Annotated in this window: 23 protein-coding genes and 1 pseudogene; 7 read left to right on the top strand and 17 right to left on the bottom strand. The window is 37.6% G+C overall.

The features are described from left to right. Positions 1-20: 20 nt before the first annotated feature. From MKX62_RS18510 to MKX62_RS18460, 11 genes are all read right to left on the bottom strand, one after another. Positions 21-776 (bottom strand): amino acid ABC transporter ATP-binding protein, encoded by a 756-nt coding sequence (locus tag MKX62_RS18510; RefSeq protein ID WP_340742055.1) that lies wholly within the window; start codon positions 774-776, stop codon positions 21-23. Positions 777-800: 24 nt separating this feature from the next. After that, complete coding sequence (locus MKX62_RS18505) at positions 801-1,514, bottom strand: amino acid ABC transporter permease (RefSeq protein ID WP_067208928.1); 714 nt, start codon at positions 1,512-1,514, stop codon at positions 801-803. Between the two features lie 12 nt (positions 1,515-1,526). Further along, positions 1,527-2,234, bottom strand: a complete 708-nt coding sequence (locus MKX62_RS18500) for an amino acid ABC transporter permease (protein WP_187047696.1) — start codon at positions 2,232-2,234, stop codon at positions 1,527-1,529. A 94-nt stretch (positions 2,235-2,328) separates the two neighbouring features. Further along, positions 2,329-3,183 carry a transporter substrate-binding domain-containing protein gene (locus MKX62_RS18495; RefSeq protein ID WP_187047878.1) on the bottom strand — a complete coding sequence of 285 codons (855 nt, stop codon included), beginning with the start codon at positions 3,181-3,183 and terminating at the stop codon, positions 2,329-2,331. A gap of 35 nt (positions 3,184-3,218) precedes the next feature. Then, on the bottom strand, positions 3,219-4,394 hold the full coding sequence (locus MKX62_RS18490; RefSeq protein ID WP_340742054.1) for an acyl-CoA dehydrogenase family protein: 1,176 nt from the start codon (positions 4,392-4,394) through the stop codon (positions 3,219-3,221). A 549-nt stretch (positions 4,395-4,943) separates the two neighbouring features. Beyond that, positions 4,944-5,687 carry an amino acid ABC transporter ATP-binding protein gene (locus tag MKX62_RS18485; protein WP_187047876.1) on the bottom strand — a complete coding sequence of 248 codons (744 nt, stop codon included), beginning with the start codon at positions 5,685-5,687 and terminating at the stop codon, positions 4,944-4,946. Between the two features lie 43 nt (positions 5,688-5,730). Next, the gene (locus MKX62_RS18480) at positions 5,731-6,387 is read right to left on the bottom strand and encodes an amino acid ABC transporter permease (RefSeq protein ID WP_067208918.1); all 657 of its coding nucleotides are present in this window, start codon (positions 6,385-6,387) and stop codon (positions 5,731-5,733) included. 43 nt (positions 6,388-6,430) lie between these two features. Next, positions 6,431-7,585, bottom strand: coding sequence for a saccharopine dehydrogenase family protein (locus tag MKX62_RS18475; protein WP_067208915.1), 1,155 nt, complete (start codon positions 7,583-7,585; stop codon positions 6,431-6,433). Positions 7,586-7,671: 86 nt separating this feature from the next. Further along, entirely contained in the window at positions 7,672-8,484 is an 813-nt protein-coding gene (locus MKX62_RS18470; protein ID WP_187047695.1) for a transporter substrate-binding domain-containing protein, read from the bottom strand. Positions 8,485-9,213: 729 nt separating this feature from the next. Further along, on the bottom strand, positions 9,214-9,867 hold the full coding sequence (locus MKX62_RS18465) for a GGDEF domain-containing protein (protein WP_340742604.1): 654 nt from the start codon (positions 9,865-9,867) through the stop codon (positions 9,214-9,216). 146 nt (positions 9,868-10,013) lie between these two features. Then, positions 10,014-10,430 (bottom strand): HEAT repeat domain-containing protein, encoded by a 417-nt coding sequence (locus tag MKX62_RS18460; RefSeq protein WP_421103118.1) that lies wholly within the window; start codon positions 10,428-10,430, stop codon positions 10,014-10,016. A gap of 218 nt (positions 10,431-10,648) precedes the next feature. Between MKX62_RS18460 and MKX62_RS18455 the strand changes: the two genes are divergently transcribed. Then, positions 10,649-11,683 carry an ABC transporter permease gene (locus MKX62_RS18455; protein WP_067208904.1) on the top strand — a complete coding sequence of 345 codons (1,035 nt, stop codon included), beginning with the start codon at positions 10,649-10,651 and terminating at the stop codon, positions 11,681-11,683. Position 11,684: 1 nt separating this feature from the next. Beyond that, entirely contained in the window at positions 11,685-12,362 is a 678-nt protein-coding gene (locus tag MKX62_RS18450; RefSeq protein WP_067208901.1) for an ABC transporter ATP-binding protein, read from the top strand. A gap of 238 nt (positions 12,363-12,600) precedes the next feature. On the opposite strand, the gene MKX62_RS18445 is transcribed toward MKX62_RS18450, so the two are convergent. Then, entirely contained in the window at positions 12,601-13,704 is a 1,104-nt protein-coding gene (locus MKX62_RS18445; protein ID WP_340742053.1) for a nitric oxide synthase oxygenase, read from the bottom strand. Between the two features lie 409 nt (positions 13,705-14,113). After that, on the bottom strand, positions 14,114-14,317 hold the full coding sequence (locus MKX62_RS18440; RefSeq protein ID WP_067208898.1) for a hypothetical protein: 204 nt from the start codon (positions 14,315-14,317) through the stop codon (positions 14,114-14,116). 586 nt (positions 14,318-14,903) lie between these two features. Between MKX62_RS18440 and MKX62_RS18435 the strand changes: the two genes are divergently transcribed. The 4 genes from MKX62_RS18435 to guaC all read left to right on the top strand — a co-directional run bounded on the left by MKX62_RS18435 (position 14,904) and on the right by guaC (position 18,313). Further along, on the top strand, positions 14,904-15,200 hold the full coding sequence (locus MKX62_RS18435) for a DUF3817 domain-containing protein (protein ID WP_067208896.1): 297 nt from the start codon (positions 14,904-14,906) through the stop codon (positions 15,198-15,200). An 80-nt stretch (positions 15,201-15,280) separates the two neighbouring features. Next, positions 15,281-15,442, top strand: coding sequence for a hypothetical protein (locus MKX62_RS18430; protein ID WP_340742052.1), 162 nt, complete (start codon positions 15,281-15,283; stop codon positions 15,440-15,442). Between the two features lie 196 nt (positions 15,443-15,638). After that, the gene (gene glnA / locus MKX62_RS18425; protein WP_067208894.1) at positions 15,639-16,973 is read left to right on the top strand and encodes a type I glutamate--ammonia ligase; all 1,335 of its coding nucleotides are present in this window, start codon (positions 15,639-15,641) and stop codon (positions 16,971-16,973) included. Between the two features lie 356 nt (positions 16,974-17,329). Then, positions 17,330-18,313 (top strand): GMP reductase, encoded by a 984-nt coding sequence (gene guaC, locus MKX62_RS18420; protein ID WP_187047692.1) that lies wholly within the window; start codon positions 17,330-17,332, stop codon positions 18,311-18,313. Between the two features lie 242 nt (positions 18,314-18,555). Here the strand turns inward: guaC and MKX62_RS18415 are convergent, their stop codons facing one another. Further along, positions 18,556-19,137 (bottom strand): LysE family transporter, encoded by a 582-nt coding sequence (locus MKX62_RS18415; RefSeq protein WP_340742051.1) that lies wholly within the window; start codon positions 19,135-19,137, stop codon positions 18,556-18,558. A gap of 115 nt (positions 19,138-19,252) precedes the next feature. Here MKX62_RS18415 and MKX62_RS18410 point away from each other — a divergent pair, with 115 nt between their 5' ends. Further along, on the top strand, positions 19,253-19,804 hold the full coding sequence (locus MKX62_RS18410) for a helix-turn-helix domain-containing protein (protein ID WP_067208887.1): 552 nt from the start codon (positions 19,253-19,255) through the stop codon (positions 19,802-19,804). 587 nt (positions 19,805-20,391) lie between these two features. Here MKX62_RS18410 and MKX62_RS18405 read toward each other — a convergent pair. The 3 genes and pseudogenes from MKX62_RS18405 to arsC form a co-directional block, all read right to left on the bottom strand. Continuing rightward, positions 20,392-21,040: pseudogene (locus MKX62_RS18405) on the bottom strand (ATP-binding cassette domain-containing protein); the annotation flags it as partial. Between the two features lie 109 nt (positions 21,041-21,149). After that, positions 21,150-22,340 (bottom strand): MFS transporter, encoded by a 1,191-nt coding sequence (locus tag MKX62_RS18400; RefSeq protein WP_340742050.1) that lies wholly within the window; start codon positions 22,338-22,340, stop codon positions 21,150-21,152. 793 nt (positions 22,341-23,133) lie between these two features. Continuing rightward, positions 23,134-23,553 carry an arsenate reductase (thioredoxin) gene (gene arsC, locus MKX62_RS18395; protein ID WP_067208883.1) on the bottom strand — a complete coding sequence of 140 codons (420 nt, stop codon included), beginning with the start codon at positions 23,551-23,553 and terminating at the stop codon, positions 23,134-23,136. Positions 23,554-23,563: the final 10 nt, after the last annotated feature.

The raw sequence follows: 23,563 nt of genomic DNA, 5'->3' as shown, positions 1-23,563 counted from the left end.
ACCCTCATGGATAACGACTATTAAATATGATACGTAAAGTCCTCGGGCAATACCCTTTTTAAAAATTTCTGTGTTCGTTCTTCCTTTGGATTTACAAAGATTTCATGGGGTGCTCCTTCCTCTACTACGACTCCCCCATCCATAAATATTACTTTGTTAGCTACATCCTTCGCAAAACCCATTTCATGGGTGACAACTAACATAGTTGTTCCTTCTTTCGCGATATTCTTCATAACTGTCAAAACTTCCCCGACTAATTCTGGATCCAATGCAGAAGTTGGTTCGTCAAATAAAATAATGTCTGGATTCAAAGCAACTGCTCTTGCAATGCCTACCCTTTGCTGCTGCCCTCCCGATAATTCACTAGGATATGCATTGTATTTATCCGATAGCCCCACTTTATCCAACGCTTTTTTCCCTATCTCAACCGCTTCTGCTGTCGGGATTTTTCTTCCGATAATAAGTCCTTCTGTAACGTTTTCTAAAGCTGTTTTATTATTGAACAAATTATTGTTTTGAAATACAAAAGCGATTTTCTGTCTAATCTGATGGATTTGTTTTTTGGATGCTGTTTTTAAATTCACTTCTATATCCCCAAAAATAGCACGGCCTTGATCCGCTTTTTCTAAAAAATTGATACATCTCAGTAATGTTGTCTTACCGGATCCACTTGGCCCCAGTATAACAACAACATCGCCTTTATCTATTGTTACGTCAACACCTTTTAAGATTTCAGTTTTACCGAATGACTTATGGATATCTCTAATTTCTAACATGCTTCGGATCCCTCCTTTTCATACTTAAACGACTGACGGTTTATATTTACTCAAACGTTTTTCATATAGTTTAAATGCGAATTCGACTGCACTGCATAACAGTAAATAGACAAGAAAGATATCGATATAGGCCTCAACATAATTGTAGCCTACGTTCGCTGCCACTTTTGCTTTCAGCGTAATTTCTTGTAATGACATTGCATACCCGAGAGATGTCGCTTTGATTAAGTTGACTGTCGCTGTACAGATATTCGGCATTGCAACGACCAATGCCTGTGGAATAATAATTCTTCTGTACGCTTGCACATTCGTTAGCCCCACTGATTGGGCAGCTTCCAACTGCCCCTTGTTCACCGTGCTTAGTGCAGAGCGAAAAACTTCAATCAGGACCGCTGTAGTGTTAAAAGTGAAGACAATGAATGCGTACCAAATTGGATTCACATCATACACATTCATCCCAATATTAAACTTTGTAAATAGTGAACTTAGCAATAAGGGGACACTACTATAGACGATGAAAATCTGAATGATAATTGGGGTTCCTCTGACAAAAGAAACGTATACTTGTGCAAAACGATGTAACACGGGAATTCGATTGATTCTTGTTAGTGCCAGTAAAAATCCTAACGGCAACGCAAAGAGCAAAGCTACAATTGTAATGAATAGCGCTATAGGAACACCTGATAATGCGATAAAAAATGTATCTACTAAAAACTTGTAATTTAATCCTTCAGACACTTTCTCACCCCCTTATGCAGTTTTCAATCCTTGTTTCCCCTTACTAAATACTTTCTCTAATTTTAAGAAGAACTGTTCAATTGCTATTGAAAGTATCCAGTAAATAATTGCTAATGCAAGAAATATTTCTAATGCATGAGCGTTATAGTTGCCCGCAATAATAAGATTTGCTTTTCCGACAACATCTATCAACCCGATTGTATAAGCTAACGATCCTTCTTGAAGTACTGCCAGCAAGCTGTTTCCAAAGTTCGGTAATGCGACTACAAAAGCTTGGGGAAATACGATTCGTCTATAAGCCTTTGAATTGCTTAGCCCAACACTTACTGCGGCCTCAAATTGTCCCTTGTCAATTGATTGAAAAGCTGAGCGCATGACCTCGGACATAGCCGCCGCAAATTGAAGTGTAAAAGTGATTATGACAAATACAGCTGTGTGTATATTGTTCAAATTCAGACCGACACGATCACCGATTGCAGGAAGTCCATAATATACTAAAAAAAGGAGTACGATAGAGGGTGTACACCTTAATATCGTTGTATAACCATTAGCTACCTTCCTTGCAAATTTACTTTTCCCTATTTTCGCCGCCGTTAAGATAAAGCCCAGGAACGTACCGAACAGGACGGAAAGACCTGCAACCATAAATGTCATTTTTAAAAAAGGAATTAGTAGTGGGATGGACTCCCATATATATGATGCGTCAAAATACTTCTCCATGTATCCACCCCGCTTTCATTTTCAAATTGTAACCATTTGATTGACAAAGGCTGTTGAGCATATCGCACACCCAACAGCCTTTATATCTTTAGCGTTATCTCTCTACAGCGTCCAACACTTCAAACAAATCTCTGCCGTAAAACGATGTGCTTAATTCACTTGTCTTCTTTTCTTCTTTCAATTGTTTAACTGCTTGATCATAGGCATCCGCAAATTCCTGTTCTTTCTTATTGAATAAAGGCCATGTTTTTATGACTGCAAATTCATTGTAAACAACCTCGTCTGCCAGATTATGATACGGGCCATCTTCAGCAGTCACTTGCTTTTCAAAAGGCCCCTCAATGATAACACCACCATCTACGCGACCTTCATTCACCCACTGAACAACGTCAACTGTGAAAGCATCTCCAGCTTTCAACTGCACTTTATTACCTGGATTTTCTTTGTTATATTCATCAATTACAGTGTATTGAGCATTATTAGCTGCAATAGGTGCCAACGAAAAGCCGGCAGAAGCGAAGTCTGATAGGGATTTGATATGTTCATTCTCTTTCTTAAGCACAAGACCCGCACTGCTTAAGCCGATAAATTCTTTCGGGAAGATAAATTTTTCTGTTCTTTCCTGTGTCCAAAATGCATTTTTAACCCCTACCTGGTATTTCCCTTGTTCGACACCCACAAGTAGGTCATCGCTTGTCGTTCCAACGTACTCAAATTCGTATTGTGGAAGTAATTCATCAACTAGTTTCATCACTTCAACATCATATCCAGTTGCATTTCCTTTTTCATCCAACCAGGACATTGGTTTTGAAGCTTGATCATAGGCGATTTTTACTTTTTGTATGTCTGAATCATTACCATCGGCCGCTTTACTTGAGTTACATCCAGCTAAAATAGTAGTTAATGCTAAACCAATTGCCGCAAGTTGAAACACGCTTCTTCTTCTCATCATGAAATCCCCTTTTTCGCTTCAATCCAATATGCTTACATTTGGATAGCGTTTTTTATTGTATCTTGTTCAATTGCAGTCAGTGCCAATTTCTTAATTGTCATATCGTCCATAGGAGGATTGTGCAAACCTGCCCTGACATCCCGATAATAGCGCTGTAATGGATTCGTCCGTTGAAGACTTTTTGCACCTACAATTCTCATTGCTTTATCGACAATCGTAATGGCTGAATTCGTAATGGTGTGCTTGACAACTGCGACCTCATTTGTCAGATAGCCTCTTCGTGATTCATCATCATAGGCCTCCGCCACACTATAAATCAGATGCCTTGCCTGGATTAATTCCAAATCAATTTCTCCTAGTAATTGTTGAACATTTGGCAATTGACTAATTGGTCCATTCAGGCTGTTAGGTGAATAATTATTTGCAAAATGCACAGCATAATCACGTGCTGCCTGTGCAATTCCTAGATAACATGCTGGGATGTGAAGAAGCCAACCACTAAACGGAGCGCCACTTGGCTTTTCAGGAAGTTCAACAAGTTTTGACTCTTCGACTTTGACATTATCGAGAACGAGATCGTGACTTCCAGTTCCTCTCATTGAAATGACGTCCCATGTATGATCAATTGTTAGTCCTTCTAAATCTTTGTGAAGCAGGAAGAATCCTACTTGTTGTTGTTCTTCAATCCACGCAGATGTTAGAAAATATGTTAATACTGGAGAAGCCGTTGTAAATGTTTTACGTCCCGATAATACCCATGAACCATCTTGTTTTACCGCATTTGTACCAGGACGTCCTCCCCGAGTTGGACTCCCTGTTTGTGCTTCACTCACAGAGCGGTTCACTAAAGCTCCATTCAGAACTTCCTTGGCAAAGAATTCAAGATTTTTATCATTCCATAACCCTTTTCCGAAAAGTTCTCCGACAACTCCGAGATTCCATCCGATGGAAAGTGCTGTATTTCCATCAAAACTCGCTAATGTTTCTTGAAGGAGTACCATATCGTACACCTTTAACCCTTCTCCGCCGTAAGCTGTTGGAATTGTACTACTCGTATAACCCATTTGGATTAACTCTTGAATGTTTTCCGTAGGGAAGATGGCTAACTCATCAGTTTGTGCTGACGTATTTTTGAAATTCATTTCTTTCTTATACAACTTCTCTAACCAAGTCTTTTGACGTTCTGTTTTGACAAATATGCTATTCACCATTTCTCCCCCTAATGTCTTCTAATGAAGCTAAGCTATCTTTTAATTAGTAGTTTATATTATGCTAATCATTCCGATAGGTTTCATCGGAATTTAACTAATAGTAAGCTACGAATAATTACTCTGTCAAGATAATTCGCTTTTTTATGAATTTACGATAAAAAATACCCCTTTCTAAATCGAAAGAGGTATTAGCTATTATATGGTTAAAAGATTACTTAACTAACAGCCTCATACACGATGCCAATTTAATCAGAAATACAGACATCTGTAATTAAATTGTAGCCATTTTCATTGATTATAATATGATATTCTTTATTGCGCACTAACGGGCAGTAAGACCCCCCACTTCAAGTCTTCAAGGACACGAGATGAATAAGTGGGATCCCCCCTCTGATTGAAGATAACCTTCATTGCGCTCATATTAGTTCAGATTAAATGAAAGGCGAAAAAGTATTTTCAACATATATGCATCAAGCGTTAATTTGTAATTTTTATAGACATAAAAACTACTTTCAAGACTTTATGCCATAGAAGGAGGCGCTGCAATTATTCTACTTTTGACAAAAATCGTCTTGTCCTTTCCTCTTTTGGAGTTTGAAATATTTCTGCTGACGTTCCTTGCTCAACAATTAATCCTTCATCCATAAATACGATTCTATCGGCGACATCTTTCGCAAAGTTCATTTCATGTGTCACAATTATCATAGTCATTCCCTCTTGAGCCAAATCTTTAATAACTTGCAAAACTTCACGAACAAGTTCTGGGTCGAGAGCAGAAGTAGGTTCATCAAAGAGCATAACCAACGGATTCAATGCAAGCGACCTAGCGATTGCTACCCTTTGCTGTTGGCCACCCGACAGTTGGGCTGGATAATGATCACATCGGTCCCCAAGTCCAACTTTAATAAGCAATGCTTCTGCTAATTGCCTCGCCTCGACCGGCTTAGTTCCATGAATAGTAATTGGCCCTTCCATTACATTTTCAATGGCGGTTTTATGAGGGAATAGATTGAACGACTGAAACACAAATCCTGTTTTTTTCCTTAATTCTCTTATCATTTTTTTTCGTTTGCGTTCTATTTTTCCACCTGCAAGCACTGTAAACTCACCAATTTCAATGATTCCATCGGATGGCTCCTCCAAGAAAGTTAAACAACGTAAAAAAGTTGATTTCCCAGATCCACTTGGCCCCATTATTACGACCACTTCACTCTTATTTATAGTTAGGTCGATTCCCTGCAAAACTTCATTCAATCCAAAGCTCTTTTTCAAATTGGTAATTTGAATAATACTCATGGTTTTCTCCTCACATTAGTATTTTCAAATATTTTATTTAACGAACTAAATAGTTGGATGTTTTAATCTCTAGTTTGTTTAATAGCGTTGTAAAGAATGTTATGAGAACCCAATAAATTGCAGCGGCAATTAAATAAATCGTGAGGGGTTCAAATGTTTTTGCGATTATCAAGCTCGACATTTGTAATAATTCCGTTACAGTGATGACAGAGACAAGTGAAGTATCTTTAATAAGCACGATAAATGTGTTTGACAATGTGGGAATAGCAATTCGTAGACTTTGTGGCAGTATTATTCTCCTCAATGCTTGTGAATAGGTCATTCCCATTGACATTGACGCTTCCATTTGCCCATTGTCCACAGCAAGTATTGATGCTCGAAAAGATTCAGACAGATAAGCACCTGCATTTAGACTCAAGGCTAAGATCCCTGATGATATCGGATCTAAAGCAATTCCTACTTGCGGTAAACCATAGTAGATAACAAAAATTTGCACAAGAAGCGGCGTTCCACGGATTATTGAAATGTAGGTACTAGCGATCCCATTTAAGATTTTAACTTTTACTATCCTTACGATTGCGGTGAAAAAACCAATAATGAGTGCAATTACTATTGATATAGCTGCCAAAAAAATGGTCATCAACGTAGCCTTAAGTAGAGATGGTAATGAATCAATAATGATTGTGGCGTCCATACATCCTCCCCCTGTCAGACAAGCTACTCAGTAAAACCATTGACTATACTATGGTTTCCTCTTTGCGTTCAATTTCAATTCCTAAACTGGCCAACTCTTCAATAAATGGTTGAAACCGATCTTTGATGATTATGCTTTCTATTGGAACAACACCTGTCTCAGTTATTTTTTTCATAGCAATCCATTTGGCTGCCAATGAAGCAGGAATAGCAGTAGTTTTTGCCATTGAAGTGATATTCCGGCCATGATCATAGTAGTCAATCATTTCCCAAGTATACTTTGTGGACTTTCCACCTTTAACCCCGCTTACCTCAACCCTTACCACAGTAATATCTTCATTCGAATCTCCAACCATTTTTGTTGCTAGTATTTTTTCTGCTAATGCACGAGGCGTAGTTGTAATTCCATCAATTGTAATGGGATCGATATCTAAAAAACCTAATTCGCCTAAAACACTCATTTTCCCCCAATGTCCTGGATAGCGAACCGTTTTTTCATATAAATTTTTCACTTTATCTTTTAAAATGAACGCTGTGCTATGTGCATCTGTAATAACAGCTTCACAGACACCTACCGGATCTGGAAAAATAATCTTCTCTAGCCCTGAAAGAGGAGGCAACTTTACAAGTTTTCCATCTTTAACGGCCATTGCAGGTTTTGTATAAAGACCTAATACGCTTTCAAGACGGAAAACTACTTGATACCATAGTGGTGGAACAGGATATCTTGGAATGCCACCGCAAGTCATGATTGCCTCTTCTGCTTCATCTAACATCTCAATACCTTGCGCAGCTAAAAAGTTTGTTATTCCGGGAGCAACACCACAGCCAGGGATGATGATTACACCTGCTTCTTGTGCTTCGTTATCCAATGCTATTTTTTCATTAAAGTTTGATCCGACAAGGTCCACTAGATGGCATTTTGCTTTTATTGCAGCTTTTACGGCTAATAAGCTCAAAGAGTGTGGTAGACATGCCACAGCTACGTCTACATCTTTTAGCACTTTTGCAATATCATCCTCAGTTTCTAACGTGGCCACTTTCCCTATCACTTTGGGATTATTGGCGATTTCTAAACACTTATCAATACTCCCTTGACTAACATCAACAGCTGTAATTGCATCAATACCAGTAAATTTAGCAATTTCACTAACTACTGTCGTACCTATCATTCCGGTTCCCAATATGGCAATGTGCAAATTAATCTGCCCCCAATACTTGGTTTTTACATGTAATAAAACATAGAGCAATCAATATCTCCCCTTTGATCACTCTATGCTTACTTTTATTTGTCTAAAGGCTCTGTTCCAAACCATTTTTTATAAATATCATTATATGTTCCATCCTCTTTCATTTCACTCAATGCTTTATTTACTTCCGTAATAAAATCTTCGTTTCCCTTATTAACTGCCATCCCTATTTCATCTTTATTTACTATGTCACTTGTAATTTTTAATGGAAGGCTATTTTCTTTAATATTGTAGGCCATTAATAACTGGTCGTTGATAATGACATCCAACCTTTTATTCGTAAGGTCTTGAATATAGTCACTTACAGCTTTGTATAATTTCACGTCAGCACCTTCGACGCTATTCGCAACTTCTTCAAAAGTTGTTCCACCACCAACGCCGACTTTCTTGCCTTTAATGTCCTCAAGTTTTGTAATGTCATCGGTATCTTCACGAGTTATTAATACGGAACCAGTTATGACATACGGGTCAGTGAAATCAACGCTTTTTTTGCGTTCTTCCGTTACAGTCATCTGCCCAATGATGATATCAAATTTATCGGCCTTTAGACCGCCGATTAGTCCATCCCATTTTGTTGCAATAAAGTTGGCTTTAACACCTAATTTTTTGGCTATTTCATTGGAGATATCTACGTCAAAACCTTGAAACTCATCTTTGTCATTTAAAAAATTAAAAGGAGGATATGTGCCTTCGAAAGCTACATTCAATACTTTCGATTTTTCAATACGATCCAACACGCCTTTTCCGCTGCTTTCTTTTTCTTGCCCTTTTTCGTTATCTGTACCACAACCCACAATAATACCAATCATAAAAATCGTGATTAGTACCAAAATTAGATTCTTCTTCATTTCTTTTCCCCCTTCTATTTACATACTATTTTCATCTGTTTTCTCCATTTTTCATCAGATAAAACAGTTTAGTCTCATGTGAATTGAAAACGCTTACTAGCTTTCCATACACACTAGAATGGCAATAGAAACTAAAGAATCATACAACTAAAATACTGATAAAGTCACTGTTAATATAATCTATCCTGCCAATTTCCCCGTACTCAGTAGCGCAACTACCATCTTTCCTATTCCTTTATTATCGAACAAAGGTATTTGAAAGTCAATCTACATATCTAATAATTCAATAATTTCTGTAAATTTAACAAGTAAAAATTACCATATTTTGTATAGATTCATATCCTCAATAAATCGTTAAACATCGTGCGGTGTAGGCAGTGTTTTTTTCAATTATCGAACAAGAATATAGTCCAATTAAAATCGATTACTCAATAATTCGTAACAAGTTAATAGACTTTTGAGCGCTTTGGAACTCCAATTATAGCCATTCCGATGGAAATTGCCGTGTGCTAAACAACGGGAATTTGGACAGGTCCCTAACAAGAGAAATTCATTCTTTTTTCCTCTCGCCTCGTACTAAACAAAGCCAACACTAAAAATATGATATGAATTTTAAAAAACTCCTCCTTCTAATGTGCAAAAAACTTAGCACATTAGAAGGAGGAGTACAGACGTTACTCCAGATCCATTTGAAAGAAATGACCGTGTTTTAAGGAAATTACGTGACCATTAATATTCATATAGCAACCTTTTCCCTTTCGACTTATACATCGCCCCATCAGCAATTTGTATCAACTCTTGAAAATCTTGCCCATCATCCGGATAAATCGCAAAGCCAAGAGATACTCCTACAGATGGGAATTCCTCAAAGTTCTCATTTTCCAATTTTTGTTGAAATTCCTGTATATAATCTGACTCAAAATCATTAGTACTTGTAGGTACTAGAATCAAAAATTCATCTCCACCCCAACGTGCTACCCTATCACTCTTCTTAACAGACTTGTTTATAATATAGGCAAGATGGATCAATAGTTCATCACCTTTATGATGTCCATATGTATCGTTAATTTCTTTAAATTTGTTGAGGTCGATCATAATGACACCTAATTTTTGATTCTTATTTCTATTTGTTCGTGTGATTTCCCGAAAATATTTTTCTACCGTTCGACGGTTGTAAGTATCCGTTAAAGGATCTTTTTCAGAGTAGTATTTTACTCGATCGAACTGCATTCCACACCACAAAGCAACCGATAAAAAGATGAATGTCAAAATAAAAAAGTTCGCTTTAAATGGAAGCTCCAAATATTGATGATAATAAAAATACCGTAGAATATTGAATAAACTAACTACTAACATCGCGATTATTCTACCACTATATTTCATGTTATTCACTCATCTCCATATTTCCTATAGGTATAATACACCACTAAAGAACTACCCGCAACTTAATATGACAATCAACACATACTGAAAAACGATTGCAGCTATTTTGCAATCGTTTTTCAGTATGTATATAACTTTGAAACGTTTTACTTTTTATTTGCCGTCTCCCAAACGTTTTCAAGCCATGCTTCAAATTCATCGCCTTTGTCACCTTCATAGGTATCATACAAATCAAGTCTCATATTTTTCAACTTTTCTTTGTACTCTTCGAACGAGTGATCTCTTGGCAAGCTTTTCTTAATTCGAAGGAAAACTTTGTTGGCATCTTTAATCAGTTCAAATCGATTTCGTGGTGGTAATTCAACATCTTCACCAAATTTCACAAGATTACGGTGAGCGGCTTCTACCACTTTATATACGGCATCGTTGTTCATTCTGTGTAAAAGTACATCGATAGTCCGTTTATGTTTCCATTGTCCTAATTCTTCAATAGCTTCTAAACGTAGTCTCCAATTCGATGCTCGGTTAACTGCCTTCCGTAATTCATCGTAATTTGGCGGCATTTCGTTTTTAATTCCATTAGTCAAGTGATCCAATCTCCTTCTATTTCAATATCCTGTTTAGTTAAGGGTAACGCTACATATTAAATACAATACCCTTCAATATGTATTGTACCATTATCTGCTGAACTACATACCTTTTTTCATGTAATCATCTGTTCATATTCCGTTCACCTAGTCAGATTATAGTTAAGTTATTAAGAAATACGGGGGGCGCAAAGATGAATATTGCATGGAAAGAAATTAAGAAGAATAAAACAAAATTTATTATTTTAGGATCAATCATTTTTCTCGTCAGCTTTTTAACATTTATCATCTCGGGGTTATCGAACGGTTTATCACAAGATAACGCAGCGTTAATTAAAGATTTACCAGATGGTCAATTTTACATGAACGCTGATGCAAACGAAACATACAACCTTTCAAGAATAGATGAAAGCGTACAAACCACTGTTTTAAATGAACAAAAAGATGCAGCTGCACTCTCCATTCAGATGGGTTTTGTCAACGATATGGACGACAAGCAGTATAGTATAGCTTTCGTTACTTCAACAGATTCAAAATCGTTTGAATCTGTCGGTAAAGGAGAAGTCATCCTAGATCGTTCATTAGAAGATGAAGGGATTAAGGTTGGCGATATATTAACCAATAATCAGTTCAGTGGTGAATTTAAAGTAATGGGCTTTGTTGAACAAAAGAAATACAGCCATGCGCCTGTTGCTTTTATTAACATGGAAAACTATAAAGAAATTTACCGTGTCAATGAAATGCAATTGATTTTTGTACCAGGTACAGAACAAGCACCAGTGGTGACGGGTTTACAATCATTTTCAAATAAAGAATTCCTCAATACAATTCCAAGTTACAGTGCAGAACAGATGTCACTTAATATGATCATTTGGTTTTTGGTTGCCATTAGCGGAATGTTGTTCGCAATATTCTTCTACATGATGAACGTTCAAAAGATTGGATTATATGGCATCTTAAAAGCACTTGGCGTTAAAACAAGCAGATTGTTCGGTATGATGTGGTACCAGATGATTTTCATCACCGTGATTGCACTTGGACTGTCAGTTGCTTTAAGCCAAGGCTTCTCTTTAATTGCACCTCAAGGAATGCCATTTAGTTTAACACTTGAAACAACTGTTCAATTATCGGTTGTATTCCTTATCATTGGCTTTATAGGGGCGACGCTGTCCGGTCTGCAAATTAAAAAAGTAGAACCATTGCAAGCTATCCAACAAGGAGAGGTTTAATATGACGATTTTCACAATTGATGAAGTTACAAAAACATTTACGAATGGTGAAGTGGACGAACAAGTATTAAAAGGGATTAATATTTCACTTCGAGAAGGTGAAATAACAGCGTTAGTAGGCGCTTCAGGTTCTGGTAAAAGTACGATTCTTACAATAGCAGCGGGACTTCAAAGTGCAACGGACGGAAAAGTGCTATTTGAAGGTCAAAACATGACTGACATGAATCAGGATCAGATCAGAAAAATTAGAGCGAGCGAGTTCGGATTTGTCTTTCAATCCTCACACCTAGTCCCTTTTCTAACCGTAGAAGAACAATTATTGCTGATGCTTGACGTTTCTGAAACCAAGCTTAAAAAACGTGAACAAAAAGTGGAAGTCGAAAAAATCCTCAAATTGGTGGATATGAATCATCGAAAAGATGCCTACCCTGCTTCATTATCAGGGGGTGAAAAACAGCGTGTGGCAATTGCCCGTGCGATTATCCACAAACCGAAGATGTTGTTTGCAGATGAGCCGACAGCAAGCCTAGATTCTAAAAGATCGAAAGACGTCATGACATTGATCCGTGAGTTGACGAAAACATTGAACATTACAACGTTGATGGTAACTCATGATGAAGAAATGCTTTCTTTTGCGGATCATATCATTACAATGAAAGATGGATTGGTGTTATCTTAGAAAAATGCACCCTTGTATAACCGGGTAATTAAAAGTGATAAAACCGCTCAAATATTTTTTGCGAGATAGATTTCCATGAAAGTATAGTTAATTTTTCCCCTTACTATATCCTGAATATAGATTGCCCGAAACAGCCATTCTCTTACATGGCTGTTTTTATTCTTATCTCATATATTTATGTTTTTCAAACAAGTGTGCAAATGGATACTCTTATTTTTTGCGGAAGTATAAAATCCTATTAGCTTTCACCCGGATTTTTCTGATGAAAGTAATTAGGCTTAACGATGTCATTGCTATAAGGTTTGTGAAAGACATGAGTCGTTGCAGGCGAAAGTGGTGGAATCAGCCAAGTCCAATTTCCTGTAATACCTCGCCCTACTGTACACTCATTTTTTTCAAAGCTTTTAAATTGCTTGGCGGCAGTATGATGGTCGACTAACGTAACACCCGCTTTTTGATAAGAATTCAACACCGCAATATTTAGTTCTACTAGCGCTTTATCCTTCCATAGTGAACGGTTTGATCTTGTATCCAGTCCCATCAACTCTGCAACTTTTGGGAGTAGATTATAACGATCTTCATCCGCCAAATTTCTCGCACCGATTTCGGTTCCCATATACCATCCATTAAATGGAGCGGTCGGATAGTTAATCCCACCAATCTCCAACCGCATATCCGAGATAATTGGCACCGCATACCATTTTATACCCAGTTCTTCAAAACACTCTAGTTGTGGATGGGTAATCGGCACTTCTTTTACTAGTCTTTTTGGTATTTCAATGATTCGGGGCGATTCTCCTTCCAATTGAAAGACAAGAGGAAGAACATCATAAGGAGTCCTCTCCCCTTTCCACCCTAACATTTCGCACATCCTCGTAAATTCAACTGATGTAGAATCTCCAATAATCTGTTCAGCCTCTTCATATCCTGCGTAGCGTATAAGCTGATGGTTCCATATTCGTATCGGATCAATTCCGCCATGTCGTGGTGGGAAAATCGTAATCGATGAACGAATTTTTCCGTCATTTGTCGCATATTCAATATGGTTCAATAATGCGCTGTACACATCTTCAGCGGTTTCTAATGCCCTCTCGTCAAACACTTGAAGCCTGTCCCAAAATAAACGTCCAATACAACGATTATTATTACGCCATGCCATTCTAGCTCCATGTTGAAGTTCTTGCGAAGTATGGCTATACGTTCCAGTTTCATTTATTTCACTTCGCACTTCCTCTATTCGCTTCATCTGTTGCTCTGTTGTCATCCCAAGTTCTGCATAACATCTATGTATGAATTGCTCGGCTTCTAGATGTAATCTATGTTTTTCAGTCTGTAAACTCAAAGTTCATCATCTCCAATATTGCCAGTATACCATTCAAAATGAGCTTGTTTCTTCTTCAATTTAGCCAGCTTTTCGAACTTTGTGTTCTAATTAATGGAACACATAAAGTACTAGATCTCCCCTGTACTTACACATGTGTTGATTAACCAAAATTCACCAAAAAGACTTACTCAAATATCAAGTACTCCGTGTATAGTTGCTTTTGGTTCGCTTTGAATTGAACCACTTCTATACCATTATCGAGATGCCTTGAATAATTCATCGAAAGCGGACCGGAAATGATCCAGTGAATATGGAGTTTTTCAATCCTTTATTACCTGCACGTAATTCAATAAAATGGTTAATCAACAGACGTTTTATTTCTCCAAAAAAAACGCAAACCAATAGGTAATCGGTTTGCGCTGTTTCATTATGATCCCATTTTTCTACGGGCACTGCTAACTTTTTTTGCTTGTTGGCTTTGCATTTTTTTAGCAGATTGTGCTGGATTGCCTTTTGCGTTGTTATCAGCAGTTTGGTTCTTCTTCGCTTCTAACTGTTGTTGTATCACTTCTTTTAAGCTTATCTTTTTCTTTGGCGCTTCGTGTTCATTTGTTTCATTGTTTTCAGTCATTTAAAATCCTCCTTACTATTGAATAATGATTGATTTTACTTCTCTCTAGTATAACCGAAATTCGATGACTACTGGGGATTTTCTAAAATTAATTAAAAAACCTATAGTTTTTCTATTTTATCAGTCAATTCACATACGGAAATAGCATACGATTAGTCCCTAGACCATAATGCGTTCAATTTGAACAATAAAACCTAAATCATGACCTATATGATGACAAGAGTCCTTTTTATATAGGAATGCAACGATTTTCCTTTCTAATAATAACTGTTTTTGCAAGTTCTTGAAAAGTGTTCAAAAGTAACCTCCACAAATTAATGAAAGATGAAAAAAATCACCGAACAATTGGCAAGCTCTCTCAAACAACAATCGTTGGTATTAAAATAAAGCCAGAGAATTAAATAATGTATCGACGATTTTAACTGTATTTCTACTTTGAAGTATAGGTGCTACAGGCTGAAGGTCAATAATCCTGAGTTTCAACTCTCCCTGCCCCTTTCCTTCACAGCAAGTCACATTCCTGTACATGATAATTTTCATATTGTAAAGTAATTGATGAAATGTAGTAAGTAGAGGAAGTGGAATCATGTTAAAAAATGCTTTAGGACGTTTTCGTTTGATTGGTATATTGGAAGGCATTTCACTACTGATCCTATTGTTTATCGCAATGCCATTAAAGTATTGGTTCGGTATGAAGAGTGCAGTAACAATCGTCGGAACACTTCATGGCTATATATTTCTAGCTTATATCGCAGCAATTGTATATACGATGATTAAGGTGAAATGGCCGTTTAGGTTTACGATTGGTGCCCTTCTTTCAGCATTTATCCCCTTTGGCAATTTCATTTTGGACAGACGACTCAAAAACTTGAAAACGAACTAAAAATATATTTATATGTTGAACTAATGATTCTATATAATCTCCAGCAAAGGCATCCCCGAGCGTTGTTGAGAGGATTCTTTATGCCAACATATTATAGTATAATAGATTCTGTCAAAAAAAAAGCGAAGCCCATTTCAATAAAAGAGGCTTCGCTTTTTTTAATTTGCTTACGCAAGCCTATTTACTCTTTTATCTCAATTACTGTTGAATTATTTCCGGTTCACCCTAAAAATGAAGATTAAGAATAATAAGCAATCCCCTTCCTTATTTTTCCAACAAATGGTTTATTTTCAGTATTATGATTAGATTATTGAAAGCCAGCTTTATACAAATTAATTAGATTTAAATAAAATTCTTGTTAATGGTAACTTTTTGCTTTATTATAGAAAAATGTTATGGAGTAATCCGTAATTAATGATACTTAAGGAGAGTGGTATGATGAGGAATTATACAAAAGAAGACATTCGCAAATTTGTAGGAGAAGAAAATGTGAATTTCGTTCGACTTCAATTCACAGATATTTTAGGTATGATCAAAAACGTGGAAATTCCCATCAGCCAGCTCGATAAGGCGCTTAACAATAAAATGATGTTCGACGGCTCTTCAATTGAAGGATTTGTGCGTATCGAGGAATCCGATATGTACCTCATACCAGATCTTAACACATGGATGGTGTTCCCTTGGCCCTCAGGAAAAGGAAGGGTAGCACGTCTTATCTGTGATATTTCTCTTGCCAATGGTTCTCCGTTTACAGGTGATCCTCGTGGGAATTTAAAACGTGTATTGACAGAAATGAAGGAGCTCGGATTTACTGATTTCAATCTGGGACCAGAACCAGAATTCTTCTTATTCAAGCTCGATGAAAATATGCAACCGACAATGGAATTGAATGACAACGGCGGCTATTTCGATCTTGCACCAATGGACCTTGGAGAAAACTGTCGACGAGATATCGTCTTGGAGTTAGAGGAAATGGGCTTCGAGGTTGAAGCATCGCACCATGAGTGCGCTCCAGGACAACACGAAATCGACTTTAAATATGCGGATGTTCTTACCGCTTGTGACAACATTCAAACATTCAAACTCGTCGTCAAAACAATTGCTCGTAAACATGGCTTGCACGCAACGTTCATGCCAAAACCCCTTTTCGGTGTCAGCGGATCAGGTATGCATTGTAATGTTTCCCTATTCAAAGACGGTGAAAATGCCTTTGTTGACGAAAATGGTGAATTACAATTAAGTACAACAGCATATCAGTTCATGGCTGGCGTTCTCGAACATGTTCCTGGATTTACAGCAATTACAAATCCAACAGTTAACTCTTATAAGCGACTTGTTCCCGGCTACGAAGCGCCCTGTTACATCGCCTGGTCTGCCCAAAACCGCAGCCCTCTTATCCGAATTCCAGCATCTCGGGGAATAAGCACTCGCATCGAAGTCCGTTCCGTCGACTCGGCTGCAAACCCATATCTTGCAATGGCGGCTATATTAAAAGCAGGTTTAAATGGCATTAAACGTGAACTCGAACCGCCAATGCCAGTCGACCGCAATATTTACGAAATGAAACCTTTCGAACTTCAAGAATTAGGTATCGGGACACTACCTACTGACCTTGACCATGCACTCATCGCGCTAGGTAAGGATGAAATTATCCAAGAAGCTCTTGGCAATCACATTTTCACAAACTTTATGGCAGAGAAAAAATTAGAATGGGAAAGTTACCGAATTACCGTACACCCTTGGGAAGTTGAACGTTATATGAAGATCTATTGATAAAAAGGTCTCGTAAGAAGATAACAGACTTTTAAACCATTGAAACTTCGATACCCCCGATTCGGTAATATGGGATACTCACCATTCATTGCCTCTCTTTGCGTGTTTGTACAGTAGATGCTATCGACACATAGGAATAAGCAAAAAGAGTCCACGAAAGCTCTTTTTGCTTATTTTTTAATTATTTGTATAACAAAAAGTAGTTATTAAACTCAAAAGGAAATGGAATCAGATTTTATACGTTTTGCCAATCACTATTAAATATTTTGACATACTACCTAAATTGTTGTAAATTATTAAAGTGCGAACGTTCCAAACTAAACGAATGATATTATTCGGATTTCGAGGTGCTATCTATGGAAAACGTATTTGATTACGAAGATATCCAGCTGATTCCTGCAAAGTGTGTGGTAAATAGTCGTTCTGAGTGTGACACTTCTATACTACTTGGCGGACATACATTTAAAATTCCAGTTGTACCAGCAAATATGCAAACAATTATTGATGAAAGTATCGCTATCCAATTAGCTGAAAGTGGTTACTTCTATATTATGCATCGTTTTAACCCAGAAAAACGAGCAAACTTTGTTAAAGACATGCAATCACGTAGTTTAATCGCTTCTATTAGCGTTGGTGTTAAAGATGAGGACTACACTTTTATTGTACAACTAGCTGCTGACGAACTTACACCTGAATTCATCACAATCGACATTGCTCATGGACATTCCAATGCAGTCATTAATATGATTCAACATATTAAAAAGCATCTGCCTGAAAGCTTTGTCATCGCTGGTAACGTTGGCACACCAGAAGCCGTACGCGAACTTGAAAATGCCGGGGCAGATGCTACGAAAGTTGGTATTGGACCTGGTAAAGTATGTATTACAAAAATAAAAACAGGCTTCGGTACAGGCGGTTGGCAGTTAGCTGCACTACGTTGGTGTGCGAAAGCAGCTACTAAACCTATCATCGCAGACGGCGGCATACGTACACACGGTGACATTGCTAAATCGGTACGTTTCGGTGCTTCAATGGTCATGATCGGTTCTCTATTTGCTGGACACGAAGAATCTCCCGGTCAAACAATTGAAAAAGATGGACAACGTTTCAAAGAATACTTTGGATCAGCCTCTGAATTCCAAAAGGGCGAAAAGAAAAACGTTGAAGGTAAAAAAATGTACGTCGAATATAAAGGTCCACTAATGGACACTTTAGACGAAATGCAACAAGATTTACAATCGTCCATCTCCTATGCTGGCGGTAGCAAACTTGAAGCCATCCGAACAGTGGATTATGTCATTGTAAAAAACTCCATTTTTAATGGAGATAAAGTGTACTGAAAATTTATAGCTATTAAAAATCCAATCAAGATATTTTATATCTTGATTGGATTTTCTATTTAGGGAGATCTTAATTGAATGAAAACAACATCAAGATTATTACTGACAGCTCAGTATTTTCATTTTAACTTCCATGATAAAACAAGTTCTAAATGCGTTTTGCGTACTTCAGAGTATTCAATCCACTTCGCGCATCTTTTAACAACAGCCTCATTTGTAACCCTCGCACTTAATATTACTTATTACAAAAAAATCGAAACTGCACTATACATCAATAACAATGCCATCACAATATTAAATTGCTTTCTATAATCCGAGAGGAATTTCTGAAATATCGAACCAAAAAGGCTCCAACAACAAGTGCTCATTATACCGACGAAACCTAGAAACAACGAAAATAGTAGTAAGTCATTTGTTGAACTATAATATGGAAGAATGAACGTTGCAATTACCGTAATACCATATAAAACACCTTTCGGATTGACAAACTGTAACAGCATCCCTGCCAAAAAACTGTTATATTTACCGCCCTCATCACCATTAGTACTAGTCGAACTAGTAATTATTTTGATTGCCAGATACAGCATATAGGCCGCACCTAGAAGCATCATAGGCAACTCAATTTTCGGAATGAAGTTATGTAGGATTAGATTAAAGTAACTCGATAATATCATGATGACAAAAAAACCTGCGCCTACACCTAGGCAAAATCGAAGTGTCTTCTTAAATCCATACTGATTCGCAAATAACATCGCCATAAAATTATTCGGACCTGGCGTAAAACTCATGACAAAAACATACAACAAGAATGTTAGTACTGGCATATTCGACCTCCCCCTAATGAATATGTTATACTGTCCATAACGGGCACTATAACGTTTTCTTTTTATTGTACAGTTCAGACGTTATATTGTACAGACAAATAGGAGTGTTTTAAAAATGGAAATTCATCTTATCATTGCCAAGAATTTAAAAGCAATAAGGGAGAGTAAAAAATTAAGTCTTGAAAAAGTGGCTGAATTGACTGGTGTAAGTAAAACAATGATCGGTCAAATTGAACGTGGCGAATCAGCTCCAACCATTACAACTATCTGGAAAATAGCCAATGGTTTGAAAGTTTCTTTTACTTCACTCATCAATCACCCTCAGCCCGACACAATAATAGTATCGAAAAGTGATATTCAAATCTTGTCCGAAGATAATGGAAAATATCGAGTATACCCCCATTTTCCATTTGATGAAGACAAACGCTTTGAAGTGTATGCAGTTGAGATAGATAAAGGTGGATTCCTAAGTGCAGATTCACATATGGAGGGGACCGAAGAGCTATTAACAATTTTTGAGGGGGAGCTAACGGTACGTGTAAATTACGAGGAGTATACCATTGAAAGCGGTGATTCCATCCGATTTAAAGCCGACAGACCCCATAGCTATCATAATTCAGGAGAAACATTGACTCGTTTAAGTATGGTATTGTACTACCCAAATTAAAAAGGGGCTGTCCATGAGTTGTAAATTATCGGCTGATGGGACAGCCTCTTTGTACCAATGCAATTATTAATCTTGCCTGCTACGTTTAATTTCCTAATGCTTTTCTATTCCACTCACTGTGGGATTTGCTCTATCTTTTCATGCACATGTAACTGTTTTATCCACAAGAATCGAGAAGCACTCTACACTAATCGTATTTATATATTACAATGATAATTTCTTGGAAAATCGAACCATAGCCTTGACAGTCAAGCAAAACCTATCCCCCTCAATCAAATCCATAGCTTGCAAAAGTTACTTCAATCTAAAATTAACCCCCTCTTCTGCAAATCATTTGCGGATTTGTTTAGCTACTATCTAAGCATAAGCAATCGATATCCTTACTAATTTTGTGAAAACCAGGTTCTTAGCGAATTTAGGGAAATTTAATATAAAAAAAGGGTTTCCTACTGTACAATATATCAGTTTGACTGATGTGAACAGTTCTCGAACAGAATATTCTCCATCAGGCCCCTGAAAAATAAGCCGTTGAGATATTCTCAATGGCTTATTTTTCACTAGAAATTACACTTGATTCAATTGTTTATTTTCATTTTTTCTTGCACTGCTTTTTCAAGACGGTTCTTCTCTTTTACGAATTGTTCGTGCGATTGACTTTGTTGTTCACGTTCGAGCTGTTTTTGCGTCTGGTAATCACTGTAATTTCCTGAATAGACATGTACTTCTCCGTCATTCACTTCCCATACTGTGGTAACGAGCGAGTCTAAAACAGCGCGGTCATGGCTAATTAATACTAGTGCCCGTAGTAATATCGCAGTTCATCGAGTAAAAAAGATATACCTTCTTGATCTAAATGCGTAGTCGGCTCATCAATCAATAGTGCTTCGTAATAATGCGTAAACAACTGTGCCAACTTCAACCTTGTTTGCTCACCACCACTTAGCTCTTCAGAATATTGCGGAACTGCCAATCTTCCAAGTAAGGCCCCGTCCGCTTCTACAACAGTGGGGCTTCCAGTTGCTCAAAGTAACCGCCCTCCACATGAAGTTTCACTGTTCCACGTGTCGGTTTAATATTATTAGCTAGCAATTTCAATAATGTACTTTTCCCAGCACCATTTTTCCCAACAATACCAATCCGGTCAAATTGATGGACAGTTAACCGTTCAATTTTCAATATTTCTTTATCTAAATAAGTCATTTCAACATTTTTTATTTCAAAACAGATTTGTTCCAAATTCACTACCTCCGAAATATTATAATTTCGTACCGATAGCTAGAATCGATACGAGCTTCTATTTCAAGCTCGTATTAAAAGAATAATAAAAATTGCATGTCGCTTCCTCCTACTTCACTTTTATAGTCACTGCCGCATTTAGAACAATAAGGAGACCTGCCGCGCTAAAGAAGACGGCTACATTCGTGAGTTCCGTAAAAAATCCAGCTAAACCTAATCCAATTGGTGCTGCCAATAACGATAGACTTGTCACAAAACTGAATACCCGTCCAAGCAATTGAGGTTCAATTTCCGCTTGGATAAAAGCATAGAATGGCGCTGAAAATAATGGACCAGCTAAACCGACTAAAAAACTCATCACTACGAACACATAGAACATCGACGGCAAAAGCAGACCGGAAATAAATAAGGAAATGCCCATCAAGATCATGCCTGCTGCCATTGTTTTAACCTTATCGAACCGATCTCCCAGTACACCTAAAAACGAAGCGCCTACAATCAAACCAATTGCAAATACGATCTCAACGATACCTGCTTCTACTACGCCTTTTTCAAAATGATTCCGTACCATAAGCGGGAAATAAGTTCCAACGGGAATGAATAGAACAGCTACAACGATCATCACGATGGTTAGCTTTAGGACAAGGCGATGTTTCACAATCGCATGATAGCCTTCTTTCATTTCAGCTATCAAGTTATCAGTGGCCATTTCTTCTGTTCTTGTTACGCTCGGAATTCGGATGAACAATAGCACGCTACAAGCGATAATAGCGCCAAAAACATCGAACAATAACACCCATTCAAGGGAGCTAACTGCCAGTAACGACACCCCTACTGCGGGTCCTGCAATATTGGTCATTGAACTCACCATCTGCCCCCAGCCTGCAACCTTTGTAAGATGCTCTTTTGGTGCAAGCAATGGTACAGAAGCTTGCATTGCCGGCATATGAAAAGCAGTCGCAAGGGATCGAACAATTAACACAAGTATGACTAACGTGATATTTGGCTCGCTATAATACATCCATAAAAACAAGAATAAACTACCCAGTGCAACAATCAGATCTGCTAAAATCATCATCACTTTACGGGAATGACGATCAACAATCGTCCCTGCAAATGGACCGAGCAAGGCTTGCGGTAAAAAGCCGGCTATCCCTGCCAGTGCTAATACAAGTGGAGAACCCGTTGTATCTGTCAACCACCAAATAATACTAAATTGAACAGCGGCACTACTCAGCAATGAGAAAAACTGTCCTGTATATAACGCAATAAATTTTCGTTTCCAATTTCTATTTTCCATTATAATCGATACCTCCTGAATTTGCGTATCGATTCTTCACCGATACGAGCTTGACTTACTAAGCCCGTATCAATAGAAAAGTAACATCATCATAGTGAAATCCCTCCAAATCATAAAATCACAATGCGACTGCTTAGAAACGACTATAGCACCTGTCTCCCTGAGTCTATAAAAAAAGTACGCATTTTACTGCGTACTTAAAAAATGGTAAAGATATCTGTAGAGCGATAAAGCTTCTACTTCCTATCTAACCTAGTACGCACAACAAATAACCCCTCAAAAGAGTGGTTAACAAAATATGTACATATCGATCAGTATAGTTGTAAAAATCCCACCTCTATCGCTCCTTTCAAAGCTTAAAATTATACTAACTTGTTCCTAATGGTATGTCAATGCATATCACGTTCTTCCATCCCCTCCCAGTTGCGTTCTTGAGGCTTTCGATTTCCCTTCAATACTAATCCAACTCTATTTTTAAGACTAATGGTTTACAATACTTTTCCTTTTGCATAAAAATCATGATCCTCTTTATTCATCTCATCACCTAACGCCTATATTATTGCAGAATCATTAGCTGACTTAACAGCATCAAGACTGTTCTTGCTTATTGGTGTCAGATTCACATTGCATACTCCTGTTTTTGGTAAATCCAGTTCCACTTTTTGTTCTGATTCAAAGTCGTACGTTAGATATTCATCTTGGGATCGACCCCTTCATAAAAAGATAATAATATACTTATATGCATTTCGGAATAAAGGTCGAGAGATGGTTTCTCTCGACCTTTATTAATTATTTATTTCCCAGTTTCAGCAAAGTACCTAATACGATCACCAATTTCATTACGAACACGTTGGAAAAAAGCCCACTTCTCTTCATTCGTTCCTTCTGCCTTTGCAGGATCATCAAATCCCCAATGATCACGCTTTACATGGGGTGGTGTCATCGGACACTTGTCAGCAGCATCCCCACAAAGCGTGACGATAAAATCTGCATCATTTAAGATTTGTGGATCAATACTATCCGAAGTTTGATTCGAAATGTCGACGCCAGCCTCATTCATGGCTTTGACAGCATTTGGATTAACTCCATGTGCTTCAATTCCAGCACTGAGAACCTGCCATTCTTCACCAAGATACTTTTTGCCCCAACCTTCAGCCATTTGGCTACGGCATGAGTTACCTGTACATAAGAAATAGAGTGTTTTTTTCGACATAATTAAAGCC

Origin of the sequence: Sporosarcina sp. FSL K6-5500 (assembly GCF_038005665.1) — a bacterium.
Taxonomy (GTDB): domain Bacteria; phylum Bacillota; class Bacilli; order Bacillales_A; family Planococcaceae; genus Sporosarcina; species Sporosarcina psychrophila.
The sequence above is the reverse complement of the archived record's forward strand: the minus strand, read 5'-3'. Positions and strand labels throughout refer to the sequence as shown.

What these genes read in the sequence shown, in the direction of transcription:
- MKX62_RS18510 (WP_340742055.1), bottom strand. Translation starts at nt 776, where the DNA reads ATGTTAGAAATTAGAGATATCCATAAGTCATTCGGTAAAACTGAAATC.
- MKX62_RS18500 (WP_187047696.1), bottom strand. Translation starts at nt 2,234, where the DNA reads ATGGAGAAGTATTTTGACGCATCATATATATGGGAGTCCATCCCACTA.
- MKX62_RS18495 (WP_187047878.1), bottom strand. Translation starts at nt 3,183, where the DNA reads ATGAGAAGAAGAAGCGTGTTTCAACTTGCGGCAATTGGTTTAGCATTA.
- MKX62_RS18480 (WP_067208918.1), bottom strand. Translation starts at nt 6,387, where the DNA reads ATGGACGCCACAATCATTATTGATTCATTACCATCTCTACTTAAGGCT.
- MKX62_RS18470 (WP_187047695.1), bottom strand. Translation starts at nt 8,484, where the DNA reads ATGAAGAAGAATCTAATTTTGGTACTAATCACGATTTTTATGATTGGT.
- MKX62_RS18465 (WP_340742604.1), bottom strand. Translation starts at nt 9,867, where the DNA reads ATGAAATATAGTGGTAGAATAATCGCGATGTTAGTAGTTAGTTTATTC.
- MKX62_RS18460 (WP_421103118.1), bottom strand. Translation starts at nt 10,430, where the DNA reads ATGCCGCCAAATTACGATGAATTACGGAAGGCAGTTAACCGAGCATCG.
- MKX62_RS18455 (WP_067208904.1), top strand. Translation starts at nt 10,649, where the DNA reads ATGAATATTGCATGGAAAGAAATTAAGAAGAATAAAACAAAATTTATT.
- MKX62_RS18450 (WP_067208901.1), top strand. Translation starts at nt 11,685, where the DNA reads ATGACGATTTTCACAATTGATGAAGTTACAAAAACATTTACGAATGGT.
- MKX62_RS18440 (WP_067208898.1), bottom strand. Translation starts at nt 14,317, where the DNA reads ATGACTGAAAACAATGAAACAAATGAACACGAAGCGCCAAAGAAAAAG.
- MKX62_RS18435 (WP_067208896.1), top strand. Translation starts at nt 14,904, where the DNA reads ATGTTAAAAAATGCTTTAGGACGTTTTCGTTTGATTGGTATATTGGAA.
- MKX62_RS18430 (WP_340742052.1), top strand. Translation starts at nt 15,281, where the DNA reads ATGCCAACATATTATAGTATAATAGATTCTGTCAAAAAAAAAGCGAAG.
- glnA (WP_067208894.1), top strand. Translation starts at nt 15,639, where the DNA reads ATGAGGAATTATACAAAAGAAGACATTCGCAAATTTGTAGGAGAAGAA.
- guaC (WP_187047692.1), top strand. Translation starts at nt 17,330, where the DNA reads ATGGAAAACGTATTTGATTACGAAGATATCCAGCTGATTCCTGCAAAG.
- MKX62_RS18415 (WP_340742051.1), bottom strand. Translation starts at nt 19,137, where the DNA reads ATGCCAGTACTAACATTCTTGTTGTATGTTTTTGTCATGAGTTTTACG.
- MKX62_RS18410 (WP_067208887.1), top strand. Translation starts at nt 19,253, where the DNA reads ATGGAAATTCATCTTATCATTGCCAAGAATTTAAAAGCAATAAGGGAG.
- MKX62_RS18400 (WP_340742050.1), bottom strand. Translation starts at nt 22,340, where the DNA reads ATGGAAAATAGAAATTGGAAACGAAAATTTATTGCGTTATATACAGGA.
- arsC (WP_067208883.1), bottom strand. Translation starts at nt 23,553, where the DNA reads ATGTCGAAAAAAACACTCTATTTCTTATGTACAGGTAACTCATGCCGT.